This window comes from Blautia sp. CAG:257, assembly GCF_000433815.1.
GTDB lineage: Bacteria > Bacillota > Clostridia > Lachnospirales > Lachnospiraceae > Blautia_A > Blautia_A caecimuris.
Genome location: NZ_HF999071.1, coordinates 50687 through 75234, shown reverse-complemented (window position 1 = coordinate 75234; position 24548 = coordinate 50687). Strand labels below are relative to the sequence as shown.

Below are 24548 nucleotides of genomic sequence, written 5' to 3'. Positions count from 1 at the left end.
TGATTTGGATCATAAATTGCAGAGAAAATTGCACTGATAACTACAACAGAAAGAATATTCGGGATGTAAAAAACAACACGGAAGAACGTCTGTCCCTTCAGCTTTTCTCTTGTAAGGATAGCGGCAAAAATAATCGCCATTGCAAAAGTAACGATCGTTACAATTACGATCAGAAGCACTGAATTCTGAAATGCCTGATAAAACTTTTCACTCTGTAAAAGTGTTTTGAAGTTATCAAGACCTACAAAGGTTTTATCTGCTGTATATCCTCCCCATTTATAAAGGGACATTCTGAAAACATCAATGGTAGGAATCAGCATAAAAATAGTAAAAAGAATAACTGCCGGAGCCAGACAGCAAAATATAAACCGGCTTCTTCCCTTTTTTTTCGTCATGATTCTTCTCCTCTCTTTCTTTATTCTGAAAAACGGACGGTAGCATCCACCGTCCGTTTTCAAATATCATATGGAATTCTACCTGAAAATTATTGCTTATTTCAGAGCGCCGCGAAGAGTATCGCTGTCTTTCTTGATCTGCTCTACCCATTCGTCTACTGTCTTATCTCCGCTGACAAGAGAGTTGATCGGATCAAAGAATGTTGTACGAACAGTTACGCCCTCTACCGGTTCAGTAGTTGCAAATGCATCCATAACTGCTACTGCGCCATCATCATAGATAGAGTAGTATATCTTTGCATCGCCGTCAAGTTTGTCTGTCATACCCTGGATCGGCTGAACTGCTCCGCCGTCTTTTGCGAAGATCTCAGCAGCTTCATCGGAATACAGATATGCAATAAACTGTTTTCCAAGATCTTTATTTACAGCACCCTTCGGCATCCAGATCTGCTCAAAGAAAGAATAGGAAGCTCTCTCTCCACCTTCTTCAACTGCAGGAAGAGCTGTGAATCCCCACTCAAATCCATCTGCGCGTGGAGCATCTGCCATCTCGCCGATTACCCAGTTTCCGTTTGGCATAAACAGAGCCTTGTTGTCAAGGATCATCTGCTGGTTTTTACGGAAATCATTGTCGTTTGCGTTTGCAGGTGTTGTTTTTTCTGTGTAGGAAGCAAGTTTCTCAATGATCTCAAATGTTTTCTTTGCTCCGTCTGTCTCCCATACGCCTTCGCCGTATTTCAGAGCTTCCTGGAATGTTTCTGCGCCTGCTGCCTCATGAAGCAGTGCGTAGAAAAATGCGTCAAAGTATCCTGCTGTCGGATATGTAAATAATGCAATGTCTTCTTCTTTTGCCTTGTCTCCAAGTTCCCACATTTCATCCCATGTTTCCGGAACTTCCCAGCCTTTTTCCTCGAACAGTCCTTTATTATAGAAAAGTCCGCATGGGCCGTAGAACATCGGCATCAGATATGTTTTTCCATCTCCGTAAGGATTTGTAATAGAGTTATCCACAAATCCCGGAAGGATTTTATCTTTTACTTTAACATCTTCGCCCGGAACTGTCATTTCCAGTACGTCTGTCAGCTCTTCTACATTGTTGTCTTTGATAAATGTTTCTGTAAGAGCGGATTCAGAACCAACTGCTCTCATGATAACATCCGGATAATCGCCGGATTTCATAGCCGGTGTGATAATATCTTCCAGTTTCTTGTCGATTGTGAGTTCTACCTTTACTCCCGGATTTGCCTCTTCAAATTTTGCGCAAACATTTTTCCACATATCCTGTCCATATGCGGTTTCTACAACAGCCAGTTTCAGAGTCTGCTCTTCATCTGCCATAACAGTTGTTGCCATTCCTGACATTGCGCCTGCTGCCATAACTGCTGAGAGTGCAAGACTGGTAATTTTTTTTGCTTTCATCTCATATCCTCCTTTAGATTTTGTACATAAGATACAAAAACTTTTTGTTTTCTTAATAATAACTCATTAAAATTACTTTTTCAATTTATATATTGCTGTATACTTTAGAAATATTGCTATGAGTTACAGATTCAACGACAATATTACTTCTAATTGATATTTTTCTCATATTTTGATTGTTCAGAGCACCGGCATCTGTTAGACTGTAGTTACTGTAACATTCTCCTGAACATATTCTGATCTGTATGTTTCCAAGAAAAACGAAACCGAAAACCTTATCACTTTCTATGGAGCAGCCGTGTTATGATATATGAAAGTATACCTCTTGCCAAAGATCTTTCTGTAGAAAAAATTTATACCATCCATTACTTTGAATACTGCAATGACTTTTCCTATCCGGGTGAACAGCATGATTTCTGGGAATTTCAATGTGTAGATAAAGGAACTGCCCGGATTCAGGCAGATGAAGAAGTTCATGTTCTTACTCACGGTCAGATAATTTTTCACCGTCCCAACGAATTTCACAACCTGTCGGCAACCGGAAATCATGCCCCTAATATTGTAGTTGTTTCCTTTGCCTGTAATTCTCCCTGTATGAGTTTTTTTGAAAAACAGATTCTGACCCTTTCGGATACAGAGCGAACCCTGATCGGAAAAATCATCGCTGAGGCCCGGCGGTGCATTGCCTCTCCTCTTGACGACCCCTATCTTCATAAAATGGAATTAAGAAAAGACAGCCCTGTGGGTTCCCAGCAGCTTCTTGTTCTTTATCTGGAACAGCTTCTGATACATATGCTCCGAAGATATACTACACAGGTACCGCACTGTGTCAGAAACATTGGCGACCCCTCATTTGAATCTTCTGCCTGCCGGAGGATCACCCGTTATCTGGAGGATCATATCTGTGAATCCCTTTCCCTTGAAGCAATCTGCCATGACAATCTCATCGGAAGATCCCAGCTTCAGAAAATCTTCCGTGAGGAATACGGCTGCGGAGTGATCGACTTTTTTTCTCATATGAAGATCAATTTTGCCAGACAGCTAATCCGGGAAAATGACATGAATTTCACACAGATCTCAGAATTTCTGGGCTATTCCTCCATTCATTATTTTTCCAGACAGTTTAAAAAACTCTGCGGAATGACGCCTACAGAGTACGCGCTTTCTATTAAAGCCATCTCCGAACGTCCTCAGAATTCTGAAAAAGACATAAAAAATGGAGCCGATGCCTAAAACATCAGCTCCATTTTTGTCCCCTTTCCGGGCTCACTGTCAAGATTTATCTTTGCTTTATGGAGCGCAGCCCCGTGCTTTACAATAGAAAGCCCCAGTCCTGTTCCTCCGGTCTGGCGGGAATGACTTTTATCCACCCGGTAAAACCTCTCAAAAATACGTCTCTGTTCATTCTTCGGAATACCGATCCCATTATCCTCCACAAAATAGCAGGGATGATGTCCTTCCTGCCCTGCAAACACCCGGACGGTTCCTCCTGCATCGGTATAGCGGATGGCATTGTCCGCAATATTATAGAACATTTCATAAAGGACCTGCCGGATTCCTCTCACCGCTACATGCTCCCCTTCCAGAACAAGACTGATCTGCTTTTTCTCTGCCGAAGGCTGGAGATGATACACAATGTCCTCTGCCAGCTCATAAATATCTACTGCCTCAAATGGCATGTCGCTGTTTTTCTCATCAAGCCTTGAAAGCTGGATGATATCTGACACAAGAGAACTTAAACGGCTTGCCTCATGGTAAATCCTTCCGGAAAATTCAGGAACCTTGTCTTCTCCCACCATTCCGTTCATCATCAGCTCCGCATAACCGGAAATAGACATCAGAGGGGTTTTCAGCTCGTGAGAAACATTGGCAGAAAATTCTCTTCGCATTGCCTCAGCCTCCTTCAGCTCCTCCAGCTGAGACGCGATCTGTTTGTTCTGCTGGTCTACTCGTACAAGAAGGGGACGCAGCTCCTCATATCTTACATCTTTCAGAGGGTGCTCCAGATCCAGCTCATTAATGGGCGCGATCAGCTCCTTTGTCTGTCTCTGAACCAGGAAAAATTCCAGGGCCAGAATCCCCAGCATAAGAATCCCCAGCAGCGTAAAGCTGGAAAATAAAGTGAGGAACACACTGTCAGTTGTTCTTGCCACCCTAAGGATATTTCCATTATCCAGCTTCATGGCGCAGTAAAAGGTCTGTTCGGAAAAGGTTTCCGAAAATCTTACGATCTCTCCATAGCCTTCTTCCTTTGCCTTCACAAATTCCGGGCGTTCCCCATGATTTTCCAGCTGGTCCGCCTCTGTCTCCGAATCATACAGAACATTGCCCTCATTGTCTGTAACTGTGATCCTTGTAGCATTAATCTCTTTTACATTGCTTTTCAGATAATCCAGTCCAGCTGCTTCGATACCGGCCCGGATATATTCCACTTCATCCCGCACACTCTGTTTCATAAATACGTCAAACTTGTCATACATGACAAAGCTTGCAGCCAGAAAGGTCAGAAGAACAGACAGGATTACAAGAAAGCTTCCGTGATTTAAAATTCTCTGTCTCATTTTATTCTCCGATCCTGTATCCTACTCCCCGTATGGTTTCCACCATGTTTCCTGCTTCTCTCAGTTTCTGGCGAAGTGTTCTCACATGTACGTCCACAGTTCTTGTCTCTCCGTCAAAATCATATCCCCACACATGACAGAGGATCTGATTTCTGCTCATAACAAGTCCTTTGTTCTCAATCAGATACTGCAAAAGCTCAAATTCCTTCCTGGTAAGCTCCACCTTCTGATCTCCAAGATGTACTTCATGACGTCCCACCGATATTCTCAGTTCTCCGCAGTGAAGCTCTCTGTTTTCCTCTTTCCTGCTGCACCGGCGAAGCACTGCTTTTACTCTTGCAACAAACTCCATCATACCAAAAGGCTTTGTGATATAGTCGTCCGCTCCGGCTTCCAGTCCCCGTACCTTGTCAAATTCCGCATCCTTTGCCGTAACCATGATCACAGGAATGTTTTTTGTATCAGGAGAGGACTTCAGCCTGGTCAGAATGCCGTATCCGTCCTCACCCGGAAGCATGATATCCAGAAGGATCAGGGACGGAAGTTCTTTTTTCATGGCTGCGCAAAGCTCTTTTCCATCTGCCAGCCCCTTTGCTGTAAATCCGGTGGTTTCAAGGGTATATACCAGAAGCTCCCTGATATTTTTTTCATCTTCTACACAGTAGATCATGAACTGTCCTCCTTATCTTCATATATGCCATAAAAGCTGCTGAGGAATTTCCCTCCGGAAATTCCCACAACAGCCTTGTATGATCTGCGTTCAGTTTTTACTGGCGCTTACGGAAGCAGATATTCTTTGCGTACTGCTTCCAGACATTTATTAAATTCATCATCCTGATCGTTTTTCATTGCGTTCAGATGTCTGTGTGTATCATAAAGATTCTCACGCACCTGAGTTACGCAGACACCGATATTGGAACAGTGATCTGCAATTCTTTCCATACTGGTGATCAGGTCAGAAAGAATGAAGCCCATTTCAATGGTACACTCGCCGGAGCGGAGACGATTGATGTGACGGCGTTTCATTTCTTTTGTCAGCTCATCGATCAGTTCTTCAAGCGCCTCGATCTCTGAAGCCTTGGTAATATCCTGTTCGTCAAATACAGAAAATGCTGTTTCTACGATTTTGGTCACTGCTGCAGTCAGTACTCTGAGTTCTGCCTTTGCATAAACGGAGAAGCTCAGGCCTTTTGCATGAAGCTCGTCTGCTGACTCTTTAATATTTACTGCATGGTCGGAAATACGCTCGAAATCGCCGATGCAGTGAAGCATCATGGAAACGCTGTGACTGTCTGTCTCAGAAAGATCCTTATTGTTCAGCTGAACAAGATAGGTTCCCAGTTCATCCTCGTACCTGTCTACCTTGCTTTCCATCTTTGTGATCTTCTGAGCCTTTTCCTCACTGTAATCATGAAGCACCTCAAAAGAAGCCTTCAGCGCCTTCCAGGAATCCTCTGCCATACGTCTTGCTGCGGTTCTTCCCTGCTCTACTGCAAATGCAGGTTTTTCCAGGAAACGGGATTCCAGAATAAGGAATTCCTGATCTTCCTTTGCCGCCTCAACATCCTCAGAAGAGTCACGGATCGTCATACATGCAAGCTTCACAAGAAGATTGGAGAACGGAAGAAGCAGTAAGGTTGCTGTAACATTAAACACACTGTGGGTCACTGCGATTGCTGCCGGTGTTGCCATAGCGTCCATAAACGGGAACTGAACAGCTGCATTCAGAATATAGAATACACTCAGGAACACTACTGTACCGATAATGTTGAAATACAGATGGATCATGGCTGCACGTTTTGCGTTTTTGTTTGCGCCGATAGCAGACAGAAGCGCTGTCACGCAGGTACCGATATTCTGTCCCATAATGATCGGGAAGGCCGCGCTGTACGGCACAGCTCCTGTAACGCACAGAGCCTGCAGAATACCCACGGATGCAGATGAGGACTGGATGATGGCTGTAAGAACCGTACCTGCCAGAACACCTGCTATCGGATTGGAAAATGCCAGAAGAAGATTGGTAAACTCCGGAACATCAGCCAGAGGCTTCACAGCAGCGCTCATGGTATCCATACCGAACATCAGCACTGCAAATCCAACCAGAATAGCGCCAATGTCTTTTTTGCGGGAGTTCTTTGTGAACATCAGAAGCACAATTCCGATCAGCGCCAGGATCGGAGCAAAGGAACTTGGCTTAAGAAGGCTCATAAAGAAATTGTTGCTCTCAATACCTGCAAGACTTAAGATCCAGGCGGTTACTGTAGTACCGATATTGGCACCCATAATAATACCAACAGCCTGTGTCAGCTTCATAATACCGGAGTTTACGAAACCTACGACCATAACCGTTGTGGCAGATGAGGACTGGATCACCGCAGTCACACCCAGACCCAGAAGCACTGCTTTTAATTTGCTGGATGTAAGGTTTTCAAGAATTTTCTCCAGCTTTCCTCCGGAAATCTTCGCAAGGCCATCGCCCATAACCTGCATACCATACAGGAACAGAGCAAGACCGCCCAGCATCGTCAGTATACTAAAAAAATCCATTGTATTTCTCCTTTACGAAAATTTAATATATTTTCATTTTAAGAAACAATTGTAAAGTTGTCCCCAGCGCAATGTTAAATTTATGTAAAATTCTCAGAAGCTTCTGATGTCTTCTCCCTCATCGCCCGTTTTGTCAATAGAACGGATTTTCAGATAGTAACTCATGGTTTCATTCACCTTCACCTGAACCCGGTCCCCAACCTTATGGCCTTTCAGAGCCCGTCCGACAGGTGACTCGATGCTCACTCTGTTCTCCATGGAATTTCCTCTGATAGAGGTTACAAGCTTATACTTCTCAATTTCTCCGTCTTCTTCAAATTCTACTTCCACAATGTCATCCATGCCGACTTCGTCTTCTCGGGAAGTATCTGTAACAATATCCGCTGTTTTCAGCATTCTCTCCAGGTACCGGATGCGGCTTTCATTCTGGTTTTTGTGTCGCTTTGCCGCATAGTATTCAAAATTTTCACTGAGATCCCCCTGGGCTCTGGCTTCCTTTACCGCTTCAATGGCCTCTTTACGCACCACCAGCTTCCGGTGCTCGATCTCCTGCTGGATTTTCTGTACGTCACGCTCTGTCAGTTTTTCACGCATGTGCTCACTCTCCCCGCTTCATTATAAGTATCGTATGACTATAAAGTATACAGGATAATGAACGGAAACTCAATAACCCTTACGCGGACTTGCTGATATAACAGCAGATCAGAAGACATACCTCTTCTCCCTCCTGCCTCAGCTCCAGCATTCCGTCATACTTTTTCAGCGCAGCCTGAATGCTCGGAAGACCCAGCCCGTGATTTTTTGTGTCATTTTTCGTGGTAGAGGGCAGGGAAGATAAAATTCCCGTATTTTTCTTACGGCAATACTTCTCTTCCGTTTTTTCTGCACAGGGAAGTCTGCCCGGATTTCGCACACTTACTGCCAGAATCCCCTTTCCCTGCCTTACTTCCAGGGAAACTCTCCGCTGGTTTTCAGGAAGTTTTTTTACTGCCTCCAGCGCATTGTCCAGGGCATTTCCAAAAACAGCGCTGATATCTGTTTTTTCCATGGGCAAAGGTTCCGAAATATCTGCGGAAACATGAAAGTCAATATGATTCTGTTCCATCAGAGCAGCCTTGGCGCTGAGAATAATATTCACAGTGGTATCTCCACAGTATTTCAGAGTGCGGGAAGCCCCTGTCTGTTCCAGAAGCTCCCTGAGATATCCCTCTCTCTGGTCGTCCGGAAGAGCCAGCGCTGTCTGAAGGTGATTTGTCATATCATGCTTTAAACGCCTGATCTCAAAATGCTGATTTTCCATAGCTTCATAGTACCGTCTGTTCTGCTCTGCCAGAAGAGCCTCCTCTTCCAGTTTCTGCTGCCGGGCCAGAACCACCATGGTCCATAAAAGCCCTGCAAAAGCCGAAAGGGACAAAAGCAGGAGAAACAGATACTGGACAGAGATCCCTGCAGTATCATAATCGCTTAACAGCACCAGACTGAATACAATTCCCATAGGAGGAAGGGTCAGTATAAAAAGAAGCCTCCACATGGAAGATGACAATTCAAAATCTCTGTCCGGCCCGAACCTCCAGATCAGAAGCCACAATCCTGCGCAAAAAAGTATCTTTACCACAATCTGATACACCTGATAATGCCACGACCAGTTATCTACCAGCGCATTAAATGAAAATACCGTACTGGCGGTCATCAGCCCCACGGTCAGCCTTTTTATGATACTTCCCTCACAGCAGATCATAATAGCTGCAATAAAAAATACAAACGTGGGAACAATATTTCCCCAGTCTGCCAGATAGATCACCATACCGCCTAAAAATCCGCAGGCAGTCACAAGAATCATTCTGAGGAATTTACTGTTTTTCACCTTCAGCAGGCGTCCCACTGCCATAAACAGACAGATTCCCATAACCGAAAGCCAGGCAATAGTCAAAAACAAAAGCTCCGCATTTTTTCTCATAGGCCTGCCCCCTTCAGCATAAGCTCCGCAAGTCTTTTCAGCGCCTCTTCCTTCATCCCCCGGCTTACCGGAAGATTTTTTCCGCCTGTAAGGATTTCATCATGACCAATATACTCCACATGATCTCCGTTTACCAGATATCTTTGGTGAATCCTCACAAACCGTGCATCCACCTGAGACTGTACCTCAGAAAGCTTTCCGTAAAAAGCGTATTCTCTGTTTTCCGTTACCAGATACACCTGTCTTCTGTCGCTGTAAAAATACAGGATCCGGTCCAGAGCCATCCGAAAGGTTCCCTCCTGATTCTGAAACACAAAATCTTTTTCCCGTCTGGAATAAAAAGTTTCTCTGGCCCTGGCAAGAATCTGCCTGATCCGTTCTTCTCCGGCAGGTTTCATCACATAATCCAGCGCCCCTGTGCGATATCCGTCAAATACGTACTCAGAATATCCTGTCACAAATACAAGAAGGATATTTCTGTCAAACTCCCGTATCCTTTCCGCAGCCTCCATGCCTGTCATTTCTTTCATTTCCACATCCAGAAAAAGAAGATCGATCTCTCCCGGATGTTTTTTCAGCCAACGGACCGCAGTTTCTCCTGAACTGAATTCATATACAATTTCCTCATCCGTTTCATATATGGATTTTTCAAGCTGAAACCGCAGCTGATCCCTGGCCTCCTGTTCATCGTCGCACAAAGCGATTCTCAGCATAATATCTCCTCCTGCTGCTTTTATATCCTTTACTGATGCTCCTCGCTTCAGATTTCTTTTATCATACCACAACCACAGCTTCCGGCGCATGCCAAACTTTACAAAAATCCTTCTATTCTTTACATTTTTCGCAGAGACCTGCAAAACTTTACCTGAAAAATGCCAAACTTTACAGCCTGGATTCCGGCTGTTTTTTTCTGTGATATGGTAAAATCACAACAGCAGAACATCTGTAAATTTTTAACATAAGACGAGGAGGAATTTTATGTTATCTGTAAAAAATCTGGAAAAATCCTATACTACCGGCAATCGTACCTATACAGTGCTGAAAGGAATCAGCTTTTCTGTTGCCAAAGGGGAATTTGTAGCTGTAATGGGACCCTCCGGTTCCGGAAAAAGTACGCTTCTTAACTGTATTTCCTGCTATATCCCCTTTGAAAAAGGCAGGATCACCCTGGGCGGGCAGGAATTAAGCTCCCTGACACCTGAACAGCTTGCCTCTGTCCGCAACGAAAAGCTTGGTTTTGTTTTTCAGGACTTTATGCTTCTTGACGGCCTTTCTGTCCGTGAAAACATTCTTGTTCCCAGAATCATCCGACAGAATGTGGACAAAGAAGGGGAGCGCTACGCAGATCAGCTTATGGAGCTTTTTGGTATCAGCCATATCCGAAACAAATATCCGGCAGAGATTTCCGGCGGAGAACGTCAGAGAACCGCAGTTGCAAGAAGTCTGATCAACCATCCTCTGATGCTCCTTGCTGACGAACCTACGGGAAATCTGGACAGCAAATCAAGCAGGATCGTTATTGAATCTTTTGAAAATGCAAGACAGAATCTGGACGCTACCATTTTTATGGTGACACACGACAGCTTTTCCGCTTCCTTCTGTGACCGGGTGATCCTGCTGAAGGACGGAAATATCTACCGTCAGCTTGAAAAAAATATTCAGACAAGAAGTGCTTTTCATGACACACTGTTAAATGCGATCAAAGAAATGAGTGGTGATATGTAATGGATAACAGAAAAAGAAGATCGATCAAAACTATGGCGGAACTGGAAAGCCGCCTTCGCCGTACCAACCAGAAGCAGGCAGCTCTTTACCTGTTCTGCAATTTTATTTCTCTTATGCTGATGACAGCTTATTCGGGACTGATGTTTTCTCCCACTGTACAGGATATTTTTCCTCCGGGAGGCGACAGCCGGAAACAGTTATACGCCATCTTCGTTCTGGCCCTGTTCGGCTGCGTTATATTTACGATTTATGCTGCCAGCCTTTTTTTCCGCAAAAAATCACGGCAGCTTGGCATCCTTATGGCTCTCGGAGCTTCCAGAAAAACACTGGCGCCCGGTCTTTTCCGTGAGGTGCTGCTTTTAAGCGGCAGCTCTGCTGTTCTGGGAACTCTGGCAGGTTTTCCCTTCCTGTTTCTTCTGTGGACTGCCTTCCGGATTTTTATTGTAAATTCAGAAGAAATGGTTCTGAACGTGGATTTCCGGTGTCTCTGGGTATCTGCAGGCTTCACAGCCCTGGTTGTGATCTGCGCATGCGTTCTTGCTTTTCTTTATATGAAACGCACCAATATTCTGGACGTGATCCAGGAAGAGCATCAGAACGAGCCTGTAAAAGAGCTTGGACGCTGGTGCGGCCCTGTGGGTATTGTCCTGATTCTGGCAGGCGCAGTTGCAGGATACGAAGGCCCAACTGTATACATGAATGTGTTTCACAGATATCCCTCCCCTTTTCTCAACCTTTTGTACGCTCCTGCTTTTGCAGGTCTTTACATGGTCATGCTTCACACAGTTGTCAACGGCTGGACCTCCAGACGCAAAAATCCCTGGAAAAACATCATTGCCAGAAGTATGATGAAATTCCAGGGAAAACAGACGGTAAACAGTCTCCTTGTTACTACTGTGCTGGTTGCAGGCGGCTGCTTCGGGATTTTTTATCTGCCGATGCTTCATACCGGACTTTCCATGGGCTCCGAAAGCCGCGCCTATGACTATTCCTGGTTCTGGCCCTCCGACCAGTCTCTCCCTTCTGAAGAAGAGATTTATTCTCTGGCAGAAAAACATGATTTTCAGATCAAAGACTGGGTACAGTGTTCCTATCTTGCCCTTGCCTGTGATAATAACATGCAGATTCTGAACCCGGACAACACCCTTTCCTATCAGCATTTTGACATTGCCGATGAATGTCATGCCCTGTCAGAGTCCACCTATAATCAGATCACCGGACAGAACATTTCACTGGATCCCGGCTTCTTCTACGCAGTTACAAATGAAGAAGAAACCGCTTACGATACAGTGGAAAATGCAACACTTTTTACAAACATGACTACAAGAGAAGAGCTTCCGGTTACCTGTAAAGGCTTTGTACATTTTGAAGATATGGCATCTCACGGCACTGCTGTTCTGGATGACAGCGACTACGAAAAAATCTCTCAGGGACTTGCTCCTGAATGGACCGGTTCCATGATCTGGTTTAATTCAGAAGGAAAAGACAGTTACGCCTTTGCACAGGAGCTCTTTGTGAAAATTGTAAATTCCTATGATGACCAGCACTTCAGCAACAGCTATTATGATCCGGTTCAGTATGTTATGACAGAAGGCTATACAAATAATTACTACGGTTCCTCCTATACTGTCAGTCCGGAGGAGCGGCAGGTGGACCGTACCAACATCAACAGTTCTGACTTCCGGATGTACTGGAATTATATTCCTCAGTTCCGTATTATGGATGCTCAGGATCAGCTGAAAACCTTTGGAGTATTTATGATGACCTTTTTGTTCATTGCCATTATCTGCATTACCGCAGCCCTGGTCATTGCCTATACCCGCTGTCAGACCATTGCCCTGAACAATGCCTATGTGTTTTCAGATCTGATGCGTCTTGGCGCTTCTCCCTCCTTTCTTGGCAGAGAGCTTCAGAGGCAGGCTGGTCCGGTATTCAAAATTCCTGCCATCAGCGGAATGTCGCTGATGATCCTGCTTTATTTTATGATTTTGCTTGCCAATGACGGACTTCTGACAAAATCCGAAATTCTCGGTTTTGCCATGTGCCTGGAAGTAGCTGCCGTGATCGCCCTTATCATTTACGCCGTTTTCCGCCGCACGCTGCGCAGTCTGAGAAAACAGCTGGGTATCTGATCTTCAGGACAGTAAATGATCCGATACGCTCCGTCCACAGCAGCCCCACCTACAGTTTTATTCATAATTAATACCTGATTGCAGACTAATCTGTCCTGTCTTCCATCACAGTTCCCGGGAAGTTCATAAACAGTACCAAAAAGCCGGAGCGGATTCATCCACAATGAATGAACCGCTCCGGCCATCTGTGCCTGTCACCGCACAACCACAATATTTTTATTTCCTTCAAACTCCTTCGGACAACGATCCGTAATCACTTCCGCTTCCTTAAAATCCCGAAAGGTCACAGAACTGATCTGACCGAATTTTGAAGCATCACTGAGTACATAGGCTTTTCTGCACTGCTCCATGGCTTTCCTTTTTACCAGAGCCTCGCTGGTATCCGGTGTTGTAAAGCCCTCATGCTTCGTCACTCCGTTTGTCCCGAAAAATCCTCTTGTAAAATGATACATCTGAAGCATCTGTAAAGCAAAGCTTCCGATCACTGCCTCTGTGGAGCCTTTCAGTTCACCGCCTATAAGCGTAACATGAACGCCTCTCTGAGCCAGCATTCTTGCATGTGATACACCATTTGTCACAAAGGCTGCCCGGGTATTCTCCAGATAATCCAGCATATAACCTGTGGTGGTTCCCGCATCCAGAAATACAAAATCCGTGGGTTCGATCAGGCCTGCGGCGTATCTGGCAATTTTCTTTTTTTCTTCGATATTAAGATCTGATTTCTGAGCAACAGTAGGCTCATAGGCAGATACTGCATTTTCCAGAGAAACTGCTCCGCCAAAAACCTTTGTCAGACGTCCCATTTTGTCAAGAGCCGTAATATCTCTTCTGACAGTGGACTCCGATGTGTCCAGAATCTCCTTCAGCTCCGTGACTGTGACACTTTTCCTTGTTTCCAGAAGTTCCAGGATGATCTCATATCTTTGCTCTGTCAGCATGGTTTCTCTCCTGATTACAGCTTCTCCTGCATGAATTTGCTTACTGCCTCGCAGGCAGCATCCTCATCCGCACCCTCGAAAGTAAAGGTTACTTCATGACCTTTTTTTACGCCAAGTCCCATCAGAGCCAGAAGTTTTCTGCAGTCTGCTTTCTTGCCTTCTTTTTCAATGGTGACCACAGACTCAAACTGCTTCACAAGCTTTACAAGCTCGCCTGCCGGACGTGCGTGGATTCCCTCATTGTCAGTTACTACATACTTGAATTCTTTCATGGTTTTATCCTCCAGTTTATTTATTTTTTATGCTGTTTTATTTTTTATGCTGTTTTCTTTTTTAACACTCCCAGAAGGACGGCTGAGATCAACGTACCTGCCACAAGAGCAGCCACATATGCCATTGTGTTTCCCACAACCGGGAATACGAAAATTCCTCCGTGAGGAGCCATCAGTGTACAGTCAAACATCATGGAAACAGCGCCTGCCACTGCTGAACCGATGATACAGGACGGAAGTACATGGAGAGGATCAGATGCCGCAAAAGGAATCGCTCCCTCTGTGATAAATGCCAGACCCATAATAAAGTTAGTAGGCGCCGCCTCTCTCTCTTCTTTAGTAAATTTGTTTTTGAAAAGCAGGCTTGCCAGGGCAATGGCACATGGAGGTGTCATTCCTCCGATCATAACAGCTGCCATAATATCATAATTGCCTGCTGCAATGGACGCTGTGCCAAACACATAAGCTGCCTTGTTAAAAGGACCGCCCATATCAATAGCCATCATACCGCCAAGAATAAGTCCTAAAATTACTTTACTTGTATTTCCCATGCCTGTCAAGGCATTATTTAATCCGGTGTTCAATCCGCCCATTAAGGGTTCCACAACAAAAGTCATACAAAGTCCCATTACGAGAATTCCCACAACCGGATAGATCAGAACAGGGGCGATCTTTTCCAGGGCTTCCGGTAGCTTATCGCAGATTTTGCGAAGCCCGAGGATCAGATAGCCTGCAAGAAAGCCTGCAAAAAGAGCTCCCAGAAAACCGGATTTTCCGTTTGCTGCGATCATTCCGCCTACAAGACCTACTGCAAGAGCCGGTCTGTCGCCGATGGCCATGGCAATAAAGCCTGCCAGTATCGGAAGCATAAAGCCAAACGCTGTTCCGCCGATGTTCTTGAGAACAGCGGCCACCGGAGTAATGGTACCGAAGTTTGCTCTCTGGTCCGCAGGGAGAGAATTCAGATCCACACTGAGACCGTCAATCAAAAAAGCAAGGGCAATCAGAATGCCGCCGCCCACTACTAAAGGAAGCATATGGGAAACGCCGTTCATGAGCTGCGTATATATTTTGTGGCCGGCGCCTCCGCCTGCCTTTGCTGCCGCCGAAGAATTCGATGCTCCCGCTGCTGCGTGATATACAGGAGCATCCCCTGCAATGGCTCTTTCCACCAGGGCATCCGCCTTGCTGATTCCGTCAGAAACCTGACATTCGATCAGCTTCTTTCCATCAAAACGTTCCATGGGAACCTGTGCATCCGCCGCCACGATAATGCAGTCAGCCTCCTGGATCTCCTGATCTGTAAGAACGTTTTTGGCTCCGCCGGAGCCTCTTGTCTCCACCTTGATAAAACAGTTTCTGGCCTTTGCCGCTTTTTCAATTCCTTCTGCCGCCATATAGGTGTGGGCAATTCCGGTAGGACAGGAGGTAACTGCCAGGATTTTTACCTGTCCCTCATCTGCGCTTCCCGTATCAGCCAGTCTCTCATCAATATCTTTTTTCTCATCGTCAGCTTTGTCAATAATTTCCATAAACTCATCTACAGACTGTGCGTTTCTCAGAGAGGCGGTAAATTCCTCATCCATCAGCATAACAGAAAGTTTACTGAGCACATCCAGATGGATATTATCTTCTGTGTTTGGAGCTGCGATCAGGAACAGAAGAGTCACAGGCTCGTCATCAAGGGCTTCAAACTCCACTCCGTTCTTTACTACCATTGCAGCAAGACCGGGCTTCTGTACTGCGTCACATTTACCATGTGGAATGGCAATTCCTTCTCCGATTCCTGTTGTACTTTCCTGTTCTCTTGCATATACCTGTTTCCGGTAGGCTTCCCTGTCGCTGATTTTTTCACTCTTTACCATAAGGTCTACAGCCATATCAAGAGCCTCTGATTTACTCTTTGGTGCTGCACTCAGCGATACGCTTCTTCTGTCAAGCAGATCTGTGATCCTCATATGTTTTCCCCCTCCTGTTTTTGTCCGGCTACCTGACGGTAAACCGCTTCTACCTCTTTGCCTGTGGCCAGATTTTCTGAAAAGGCACTGGCGCTGCCTGCTGCGATTCCCATGTAAAAAGCATGGCGGTAATCTCTTTTTTCCATCCAGCCTGCCATAAAGCCTGCCACCATGGAATCTCCTGCGCCAACGCCGTTTACAAGCGTACCTGTGGGAACCGGTTTCTTATAAACCTGTCCGTTTGCAGCGATGAGAACTGCTCCCTCCCCTGCCATGGAGATCAGAACATTTTCCGCTCCCATCTCCTGCAGTTTCTTTCCATATGGAACAACGTCCTCTCTCGTCTTTAACTCCACGCCAAAGATCTCACCAAGCTCATGGTTATTGGGCTTTACAAGAAAAGGATGATATTTCAGAACCTTTACCAGAAGATCTTTTGTGGCATCCACCACAGTCATCACGCCTCTTCCCTCCAGCCTTTTCATAATCCGCTCATACATGTCATCAGGCATGGAAGCCGGTATACTTCCTGCGAGAAACAGAACATCTCCTTCCTTCAGGCTGTCAAGTTTTTCCATCAGCTCCTCCACTCTCTCCGGGCTGATATCCGGTCCTGCTCCGTTGATCTCTGTTCCGTCTATGGATTTCAGCTTCAGGTTAATTCGGGAAATTCCCCTTTCAATCCTGATAAAATCCGATTCCACTCCCATTTTCTGAAGTCTGCGGATAATCTCATCTCCGGTAAAGCCTGCGGTAAATCCCAAAGCTCTGTTGCAGATTCCAAGATTCCTGAGAACTATGGACACATTGATTCCCTTTCCCCCGGGAAGAATCAACTCTGAGCTTGTCCTGTTGGTAAGCCCCAGCTTAAAATCTTCCACATCTACAATGTAATCCAGAGACGGATTAAAAGTAACTGTACAGATCATTTTTTCACCTCTCCTTACAATAATTTTCATTTAATGTATGACTGAGTTTGAAGTTATTTCAGTTATTTCTCTTTATATTTCATAGTATACAGTTATAATCGCTCAAAGTCAATCAAACTAATTCACAGAATTCAGGATTATTTTTGGTTGAATTTGCACAAAAAAATACCCTCTGACAGTTTCCGGGGTTTTCCCTGTCTGCAAGAAGGTATCCTGTTATTTTGTCCGGTATTTCATTTCTCCGGAATGTCTCTGTTTTTTTTCTTACGGTGCTTTACGCACTCTGTCAGCAGAAATTCAATCTGACCGTTAATGGAACGGAAGTCGTCCTCCGCCCACTGAGCCAGTTCATTATAAAGAGAGGCGGAAACCCTCAGTGGTATCTGCTTTTTTGTTTTTTCTTTTGATGCAGCCGGCATGGCTTCCGCCTCCTTTACTTATTTGCTTTCTATATTATTTCTATATTAATAGATTGAGCCGCTGTTGACAATAGGCTGCGCATCTTTATTTCCGCAAAGTACTACAAGAAGATTGCTCACCATAGCCGCCTTGCGTTCCTCATCAAGCTCCACCACATTGTTTTCGCTGAGCTGGTTCAGAGCCATCTCCACCATGCCTACAGCTCCTTCCACGATTTTCTGACGGGCATCTATGATTGCAGCAGCCTGCTGTCTCTGAAGCATTGCAGCAGCGATTTCCGGAGCATATGCTAGATGGGTGATCCTTACGTCCAGAATCTCAAGTCCGGCTTCCTCAACCTTGGACTGAAGCTCTGCCTGCATGATATCCGCAATTTCCTGACAGCTTCCCCGAAGAGTCTTTTCGCCGCAGTCGCCATTGTCATAAGGATAATTTCTTGCAGCATTTCTGGTAACTGCATCACACTGGATAGAAAGAAATTCTGCATACTGCTCTACATTCAGAACTGCCTTGGTTGCATTTGCAACCTTCCAGATCACAATGGTCCCGATCTCTACCGGATTGCCCAGCTCATCATTGACCTTCTGGCGTTTATTGTCCAGAGTCATGGTTTTAAGAGAAACTGCCTTAGTGGCTGCCTTCCCGCCTCCGCCGCTTAAATTAATGTTAATGGAACCGGATTTTGCATTACTCTGCTTTTCCTCATTATCAATAGTCTGCGCTGCCGGGCCTACTGTTTCACAGAAAGGATTGATCCAGTAAAATCCCTCGTTATAAAGTGTTCCATAGTAGCTTCCGAACAAAGTCAGCACAAAAGCCTCATTTGGATGGATTACCTTCAGTCCACAGAACATAATAATTCCGCCAACATTCAAAAGTACGCCCAGCACAATACAAACTGCAAGAACCACTCCGCCAGCCGGCTTATCTGCCCCAAACCAGGTAGCGCCCAGAACATACATGGGAATTCCCGCCAGGGTCACCAGCAGTGACACAACTGCCATGGGAAATCCCGGCGCAGCCTTAAGCTTCTTTTCTTCCGTAAATTTTACTTCTGCCATAATCTCTTTCCTCCCTGCTTTTCGCAAATACAGGCCCTCCTGTATTTACGTTTCCTCTCCGTTCCCTCTTTTCGGAAACAGAATTAATTTGATATCTTTTTGATATCATCATAATATATCTTTTCCTGTAAAAAGTCAATATTTTTCTGATAATTTTCAAAGAACAAAAGAGAAAAGATCCGCTTCGAACTTCCTAAATTTCTCAATCCTTGAGGGACTTGTTCCGCTTTGCGCGCCAGATGCAGACTGCCATGGGCAGTCATATTCCGCATGCATCTGGTCGCATCCTCGTGGAGCGTTTTTTGTTTATTCAGAAACTAGTACAAAATGTACTAATTTCCTAATAAATAAAAAAAAGGAGCCGAAGCTCCTAATCAGAATGTTTTTTTATATAGTTCATTGTCTGATACCGTCTCCAGATAGAACAGAACGTCCAGACAATGCTGATTCCCGCCGCAATGGAAAGAGCGTACTGAAGCGTCAGACTTCCGTATTCAGAAATCTCTCTGGTATTTCCGCTGACAGCAGCGCTCATTGTATAATACAGAGAGCTTCCCGGAATCAGAGGCACCACTGAAGGTATTACAAACAAAAGCGTTGGCGCCATTTTTTTCCGCGCAAATATCTCTGCGTAAACTGCCGCAAAAGCAGATGCCACAAGGCCTGAAGCAAAAATATGCTGTGTCACATCAAACATCAGAAGATAACATCCCCAGCACAGGGCTCCGCCAAGAGAACCGGCCATCCAGAGGCTTCTTCGAAGCCGGAAGATCATGGAAAATCCCAGAGATCCCATAAACGCCATAGCAAGCTGCAAAATCACTTCTTTCATATTCCCACCATCCATATAGAAGCCATAAAGCCACTGGCAAGGGCTCCGGCCCACAAAATACTTTCAATCAGCCGCATAATTCCTGCAATCGTATCTCCCATCAGCATATCGCGGATTGAATTTGTGATAGCAATTCCGGGTATCAGCAGCATAATATCCCCGATCATAATCTTATCTGCGTGAAAAAACGGCAGAAACTTTACCGTCAGGCAGATCAATGTACCTGTAAAAAAGGAACACACCAGGTTAAACATTACATTATTCGCCAGAAGCTGTGCGCCTTTTTCCTGAAAAAGACAGATGATGACTGCAAAAACGGCTGCTGCCAGCCCGTCTGCAAAGCTTCCTGCAAAAAACACAGCAAAGCTTCCCGCAGCAAGAACACTTCCCAGATACATCTGCCACTGTTTTTTAGGAGGAACGCATTCCCGTAAACGCTGCTCAAACAAATCCAGAGGCAGCGGCTCCCTGCAGCATTCTCTGCTCAGTGCATTAATACGTTCCAGTGCCAGGAAGTCTGTGCCTGATTTTGTGATCCGTCTTGTGTGAGTCAAAAGAGTTCCGTCGCTTCTTTCCAGAGTGATTACAATACTGGATGTAATCACAAATACATTCATCCTCTCGGCTCCGTATGCCACTCCAATACGTTCCAGCGTATCTTCTACTCTTTTTACCTCCGCTCCGGAGGCCATAAGCCGCTCTCCTGTTTCCAGAAGAAGCTGAAGCAGGCGGTTTTCCGTGTTTGTCTGTTCCATACTGTTGTTTTCCATATGCCTGTTTCCCAACCTTCATCTGTCTTATTTTACAGCTCTTCCTGTCCCATCCGTACCTTTTCCAGACGAGCGGAAAGCTCCTCGGATACCTGATCAAACAGATAAGTTTTGCTGCTCTGGCGTCGGGCTTTCCATTCCTGTTTTCCAGCCTTTTCCGCATCCTCGATCTCTTTTTTTAATCCCATGGCAGAAATCCGGTGAGCGCCCTGTCCCATAATGATCACCTGCTCCAGCCCGTCAGAGGTTGCCACTGTCACCTGATACTGACGGCCGATTCTGTGAACTGTTTTTTCAATATACTGATCCGCAGTTTCCGCCTCTTTTGTATATACCACAAAAATATTGTGATAGGGAATCACTTCCTCTGCATGGCCCTCCACCTTATAGGCGTCAAACACAAGGATCAGAGTACATTTCCGGTAGCCCTGATAATTGCTGAGAATATCCATCAGCTTATCGCAGGCAGCATGAATATTTTCCTTTGCAAGCTCCCGAAGTTCCTCCCAGGCAAAAATAATATTGTATCCGTCCACAAGAAGATATTCTTCCCTGCGGGGCTTTCCTGCCCGATAGCGGACCGTACTCTCAGAAGTTCTTCCCACTGTTCTGGATGGAGTAAACCGTTCCTTTTTTACGGCCCCGAAGGTTCTCTCAAAAATCGCCTGAAGCTCCTGCTCCTCCTCATAGCTTCCGCTGTAGGAAAAGCCCTTCTGGCCTTTTCGCCCTTTTCCGCTGCCTGTCCTGTTCTGACCGCCTGCGGGCATCCCGGTAAAACTCTCCGTTGATGTCTCCTGTTCCGGAATCTCATACCAGTTTTCTGTATCCTGTGCCAGCTCCTCTGCATCCGCGCCGCAGTCCAGATGCTTATAATTCTCCACCTGATCCCAGGGAACCACAAAGCCTGCCCCGTGGGCGCAGAACACCGAACCGGTAGGATTTTCCAGGTCACGCTCGGACTCATAGCCGGAAGCCATTACCAGCTCCTCCTGATTTCTGCAGGGCGCATATCCCTTCAGATTGCAGAAAAGCCTTCCTCTTCCTCCTGTGTAGGAAATGACCTCTTTCTGATAATCCCTCATGGATGAAACTGCTGCCATACCTGTAAGAACAGCCATATCACCGTCTGTTTCCGGCGGATTGAATTTCCCCTGCATTTTCTGAACATCGGACATTGCCCTGCCGATCATCTCTGCGGGAACCTCCAGCCGAAATTCATAGTAAGGCTCCAGAAGAATACTTTTGGCCTTTTTCAGTCCCTGACGCACTGCCCGGTAGGTTGCCTGACGGAAATCTCCGCCTTCTGTATGCTTCGCATGAGCCCGTCCGGTCAGAAGAGTGATCTGCACATCTGTCAGGGCAGAGCCTGTCAGAACTCCCAGATGCTCCTTTTCCTCCAGATGGGTAAGGATCAGTCTCTGCCAGTTACGGGCAAGAACATCCTCACTGCAGGCAGTAAAAAACTGACAGCCGCTTCCCGGCTCTCCCGGTTCAATAAGCAGCTGTACTTCCGCATAATGGCGCAGAGGCTCAAAATGTCCCACACCGATCACAGGCTCTGCAATGGTCTCTTTGTATACAATACTTCCTGCGCCAAATTCCACTGCCACATGAAAGCGTTCCCAGATCATACTTTTCAGGATTTCGATCTGAACCTCTCCCATTAACTGGGCATGGATTTCTCCCAGAACACTGTCCCACACTATATGAAGCTGCGGCTCTTCCTCCTCCAGCTGTTTCAGTTTTTTCAGCATCTCATGAACATCACATCCCTCAGGAAGTATGATCTGATAATTGAGAACAGGCTCCAGAACAGGAAGAACCGACTCCTGCTCTGTGCCAAGCCCCTGACCCGGATGAGTTTTTGTAAGTCCGGTCACTGTACAGATATCTCCTGCCGAAACCTCCTGGACCAGTTCATATTTAGAACCGGAATAAATACGGATCTGATCGATCTTTTCCTCATCCAAAATCGTTTTGACCTTCAGATTTCCTCCTGTGATCTTCAGATAGGTAAGCCGCACTCCCTGAGGATCTCTGGCGATCTTAAATACTCTTGCCCCAAATTCCCGGGAATAAGCCCGCTCCATAGTATAGCTTTCCAGTCCCTGAAGAAATTCCTGAACTCCCTGCATTTTAAGAGCAGAACCAAACCAGCAGGGGAATACCTTCCGTTGCACGATCAGACGGCAGATTTCTCTGTGAGCAACCTCTCCTGTTTCCAGATAGGTTTCCAGAAGCTCTTCCTCACACATGGCAAGATTTTCCATAAGGTCTTCCAGGTCTTCTGATGTGCCTGTTCCGGATTTCATACTCTCTGTTTTATCGTCACCGACAGTTCTTTCACTGTTATCCTCTGTCAGACAGGCAAAATCCATGCAGTTTTCGTTGAGACGTTTTCTGAGGTCCCTGAGAAGAGCATCATGATCTGTTCCCTGCTGATCCATTTTATTTACAAAAAGAAACACCGGAATCTCATATCTTTCCAGAAGCCGCCACAAAGTCATGGTATGGCTCTGTACGCCGTCCATGCCGTTTATTACCAGTATCGCATAGTCAAGCACCTGAAGGGTACGCTCCATTTCCGCAGAAAAATCCACATGGCCCGGAGTATCCAGAAGCGTGATCTCCATCTCTTCTGTTTTCAGCCGCGCCTGCTTGGAAAATATAGTAATTCCCCGTTCCCTCTCCAGCTCATAAGTATCCAGAAAGGCATCTCCATGATCCACTCTTCCCAGCTTTCGTATTTCTCCGCAAAGATAAAGAAGCCCTTCGGATAAGGTCGTTTTTCCGGCATCTACATGGGCAAGAATACCGATGCATATACGTTTTTTTGTTTTTTCAGGCTTTTGTCCGCCCATAAAAAATGCCTCCTTCTGTGGTCACATAATAGTGAATTATAGCACAAAAGGAGGCGATAGTCGAGATGCCGCCGGAAGGATCACGCCAAGCACATTCCTGCTTTTGGCGTAATCCTGTTCCTTATTCTTCATGCACCCCCTTGTTTTTTTCTTCTTTTATGCATATAATAGTATCTAATCACGATTTAGTAAATCACGATTAGATATTTTTTAGGAGGTAGTTTTATGTTCATCGGCAGAGAAAAAGAACTAAAATTCCTGCAAGATAAATACGACGAAAAAAAAGGGCATCTGATTGTTTTATACGGCAGAAGGCGTGTAGGCAAAACGGAAACTCTCAAAGAATTTTGCAAACATAAGCCGCATATTTTCTACTCCTGTACACAAAGTACGGACCGAGTGCAGCTTGCAAAATTTTCAAAGCAAATTTTGCGAGAGGATATTCCAGCCAAACAATATATATCTGAATTTACTGATTGGGAGAAAGCGTTTCGCTCGATCCTCGATCTGCCATATGGAGAAAAGAAAAAGCTGATTGTAATCGACGAGTTTCCATATATGTGCAAAGGGAATCCGAGTATCCCCTCTATTCTGCAAAACCTCTGGGATACAGTTCTAAAAGACAGTAATGTGATGATCATTCTCTGTGGCAGTGCAATGAGTTTTATTGAAAAAGAATTGCTTGCAGAAAAAAATCCGCTGTATGGCAGAGCAACCGGTATTTACAAAATGAATAAAATGGGCTTTTACGATGCTGCCCGTTTTTTCCCAAATTACTCAGAAAAAGATAAAATACTCGCTTATGCCATACTTGGCGGTATTCCGCACTATCTCAACCAGTTCAACCCGGACCTTGACCTTGCTGAAAACATCAAACGCAATATTCTTACCAAAGGCTCGGTACTTTATAGCGAAACAGACTTTTTGCTCCATCAGGAACTCAGAGAAACTCCCATCTACAATTCCATTATTGAAGCAGTTGCTCTGGGCAGCACAAAGTTGAACGACATTAGCCAAAAATCCCTTGTGGAAGACACTTCAAAAACAAGCGTCTATCTAAAAAACCTGATAGAACTTGGCATTGTTGAGCGCGAATTTTCTGTTGATACCGGGACGAAAGAAAAGGCAAATACAAATCGGGGAACTTACCGTTTAACTGATAGTTTTTTCCGTTTCTGGTATGCTTTTGGTTTTGCGAATCTGTCACAGCTTGAAGATGGGGATGTGGACGGTGTTTATGAATATCTCGTAGAGCCCGCATTACACGAGTTTGCTTCCTTATCGTTTGAAGATGTTTGCAAAGAATTTGTGCGTGAACTGCAAAGGAAAAACGCCTTGCCATTTCGTTATATCAAAATGGGGCGTTGGACAGGGAAAACGACTGTTCGTGATAAAAATATGGAAAGCGGATTGAGAATAGCAGAAACAGAGATCGACTTACTGGGCATCGGAAGGGATGCAAAAGAATATTTAGTGGGAGAATGTAAATTCAAACACAGCCCATTTAATTACTCTGAATATCTCGACACCTTAGCAAAATTAACTCCACAAAAAGCAAAAGCAACATTCTATTACGCCTTATTTTCTGAATCTGGTTTTGATAAGAAAATCCAAATAGAAGCCGAAAACTCAGATACTGTCTATCTCTACGATCTTAAAACGATTGTGAACTATAATCGATAGCGATTCTGTAATAAAAATACGGGAAATACACCCAGGATAAATCACACTTATAGCTTAATAAATGACACCTTTCGGTGTAGTAATATAA

The 24548-nt window shown here is 45.2% G+C and carries 21 protein-coding genes; 4 read left to right on the top strand and 17 right to left on the bottom strand.

What is annotated here, in order from left to right; all coding sequences use genetic code 11:
* On the bottom strand, positions 1-395 hold a 395-nt coding region (locus QVP40_RS09145; RefSeq protein ID WP_288200433.1), incomplete at its 3' end, for a carbohydrate ABC transporter permease.
* Between the two features lie 96 nt (positions 396-491).
* Positions 492-1814, bottom strand: a complete 1323-nt coding sequence (locus QVP40_RS09140) for a carbohydrate ABC transporter substrate-binding protein (protein ID WP_022068152.1) — start codon at positions 1812-1814, stop codon at positions 492-494.
* Between the two features lie 303 nt (positions 1815-2117).
* Between QVP40_RS09140 and QVP40_RS09135 the strand changes: the two genes are divergently transcribed.
* A complete protein-coding gene (locus QVP40_RS09135) occupies positions 2118-3047 on the top strand; it encodes a helix-turn-helix transcriptional regulator (RefSeq protein WP_022068151.1) in 930 nt (309 codons plus the stop codon).
* Here QVP40_RS09135 and QVP40_RS09130 read toward each other — a convergent pair.
* The 6 genes from QVP40_RS09130 to QVP40_RS09105 all read right to left on the bottom strand — a co-directional run bounded on the left by QVP40_RS09130 (position 3044) and on the right by QVP40_RS09105 (position 9592).
* Positions 3044-4375, bottom strand: coding sequence for a sensor histidine kinase (locus QVP40_RS09130; RefSeq protein WP_022068150.1), 1332 nt, complete (start codon positions 4373-4375; stop codon positions 3044-3046). The genes QVP40_RS09135 and QVP40_RS09130 overlap by 4 nt on opposite strands.
* Position 4376: 1 nt before the next feature.
* A complete protein-coding gene (locus tag QVP40_RS09125) occupies positions 4377-5045 on the bottom strand; it encodes a winged helix-turn-helix domain-containing protein (RefSeq protein WP_022068149.1) in 669 nt (222 codons plus the stop codon).
* Between the two features lie 107 nt (positions 5046-5152).
* Complete coding sequence (locus QVP40_RS09120) at positions 5153-6922, bottom strand: Na/Pi cotransporter family protein (RefSeq protein ID WP_022068148.1); 1770 nt, start codon at positions 6920-6922, stop codon at positions 5153-5155.
* 93 nt (positions 6923-7015) lie between these two features.
* Positions 7016-7516: a transcription elongation factor GreA gene (greA, locus tag QVP40_RS09115; protein ID WP_022068147.1), complete on the bottom strand. Its 501-nt coding sequence runs from the start codon at positions 7514-7516 to the stop codon at positions 7016-7018.
* A 79-nt stretch (positions 7517-7595) separates the two neighbouring features.
* Complete coding sequence (locus QVP40_RS09110; RefSeq protein ID WP_022068146.1) at positions 7596-8879, bottom strand: sensor histidine kinase; 1284 nt, start codon at positions 8877-8879, stop codon at positions 7596-7598.
* Positions 8876-9592: a LytR/AlgR family response regulator transcription factor gene (locus tag QVP40_RS09105; RefSeq protein WP_022068145.1), complete on the bottom strand. Its 717-nt coding sequence runs from the start codon at positions 9590-9592 to the stop codon at positions 8876-8878. The genes QVP40_RS09110 and QVP40_RS09105 overlap by 4 nt, the downstream gene beginning before the upstream one ends.
* 265 nt (positions 9593-9857) lie before the next feature.
* Between QVP40_RS09105 and QVP40_RS09100 the strand changes: the two genes are divergently transcribed.
* Both QVP40_RS09100 and QVP40_RS09095 read left to right on the top strand, forming a co-directional pair.
* Complete coding sequence (locus QVP40_RS09100; protein WP_022068144.1) at positions 9858-10604, top strand: ABC transporter ATP-binding protein; 747 nt, start codon at positions 9858-9860, stop codon at positions 10602-10604.
* Entirely contained in the window at positions 10604-12736 is a 2133-nt protein-coding gene (locus QVP40_RS09095; protein ID WP_022068143.1) for an ABC transporter permease, read from the top strand. The genes QVP40_RS09100 and QVP40_RS09095 overlap by 1 nt, the downstream gene beginning before the upstream one ends.
* Before the next feature lie 194 nt (positions 12737-12930).
* Here the strand turns inward: QVP40_RS09095 and QVP40_RS09090 are convergent, their stop codons facing one another.
* The 9 genes from QVP40_RS09090 to QVP40_RS09050 form a co-directional block, all read right to left on the bottom strand.
* Complete coding sequence (locus QVP40_RS09090) at positions 12931-13674, bottom strand: DeoR/GlpR family DNA-binding transcription regulator (RefSeq protein WP_022068142.1); 744 nt, start codon at positions 13672-13674, stop codon at positions 12931-12933.
* Between the two features lie 14 nt (positions 13675-13688).
* The gene (locus QVP40_RS09085) at positions 13689-13946 is read right to left on the bottom strand and encodes an HPr family phosphocarrier protein (RefSeq protein ID WP_022068141.1); all 258 of its coding nucleotides are present in this window, start codon (positions 13944-13946) and stop codon (positions 13689-13691) included.
* Positions 13947-13990: 44 nt separating this feature from the next.
* On the bottom strand, positions 13991-15904 hold the full coding sequence (locus QVP40_RS09080; RefSeq protein ID WP_022068140.1) for a PTS fructose transporter subunit IIABC: 1914 nt from the start codon (positions 15902-15904) through the stop codon (positions 13991-13993).
* A complete protein-coding gene (pfkB, locus tag QVP40_RS09075; protein WP_022068139.1) occupies positions 15901-16833 on the bottom strand; it encodes a 1-phosphofructokinase in 933 nt (310 codons plus the stop codon). The genes QVP40_RS09080 and pfkB overlap by 4 nt, the downstream gene beginning before the upstream one ends.
* Positions 16834-17066: 233 nt before the next feature.
* Entirely contained in the window at positions 17067-17252 is a 186-nt protein-coding gene (locus QVP40_RS09070; RefSeq protein ID WP_022068138.1) for a hypothetical protein, read from the bottom strand.
* Positions 17253-17297: 45 nt separating this feature from the next.
* The gene (locus QVP40_RS09065; protein ID WP_138271232.1) at positions 17298-18314 is read right to left on the bottom strand and encodes an SPFH domain-containing protein; all 1017 of its coding nucleotides are present in this window, start codon (positions 18312-18314) and stop codon (positions 17298-17300) included.
* 370 nt (positions 18315-18684) lie between these two features.
* Positions 18685-19146: a threonine/serine exporter family protein gene (locus tag QVP40_RS09060; RefSeq protein ID WP_022068136.1), complete on the bottom strand. Its 462-nt coding sequence runs from the start codon at positions 19144-19146 to the stop codon at positions 18685-18687.
* Complete coding sequence (locus QVP40_RS09055; protein WP_022068135.1) at positions 19143-19916, bottom strand: threonine/serine ThrE exporter family protein; 774 nt, start codon at positions 19914-19916, stop codon at positions 19143-19145. Before QVP40_RS09055 ends, QVP40_RS09060 begins: the two co-directional genes overlap by 4 nt.
* Positions 19917-19948: 32 nt before the next feature.
* On the bottom strand, positions 19949-22777 hold the full coding sequence (locus tag QVP40_RS09050) for a translation factor GTPase family protein (protein ID WP_022068134.1): 2829 nt from the start codon (positions 22775-22777) through the stop codon (positions 19949-19951).
* 225 nt (positions 22778-23002) lie between these two features.
* On the opposite strand from QVP40_RS09050, the gene QVP40_RS09045 reads away from it, so the two are divergent.
* Positions 23003-24460, top strand: coding sequence for an ATP-binding protein (locus QVP40_RS09045; RefSeq protein WP_022068133.1), 1458 nt, complete (start codon positions 23003-23005; stop codon positions 24458-24460).
* Positions 24461-24548: the final 88 nt, after the last annotated feature.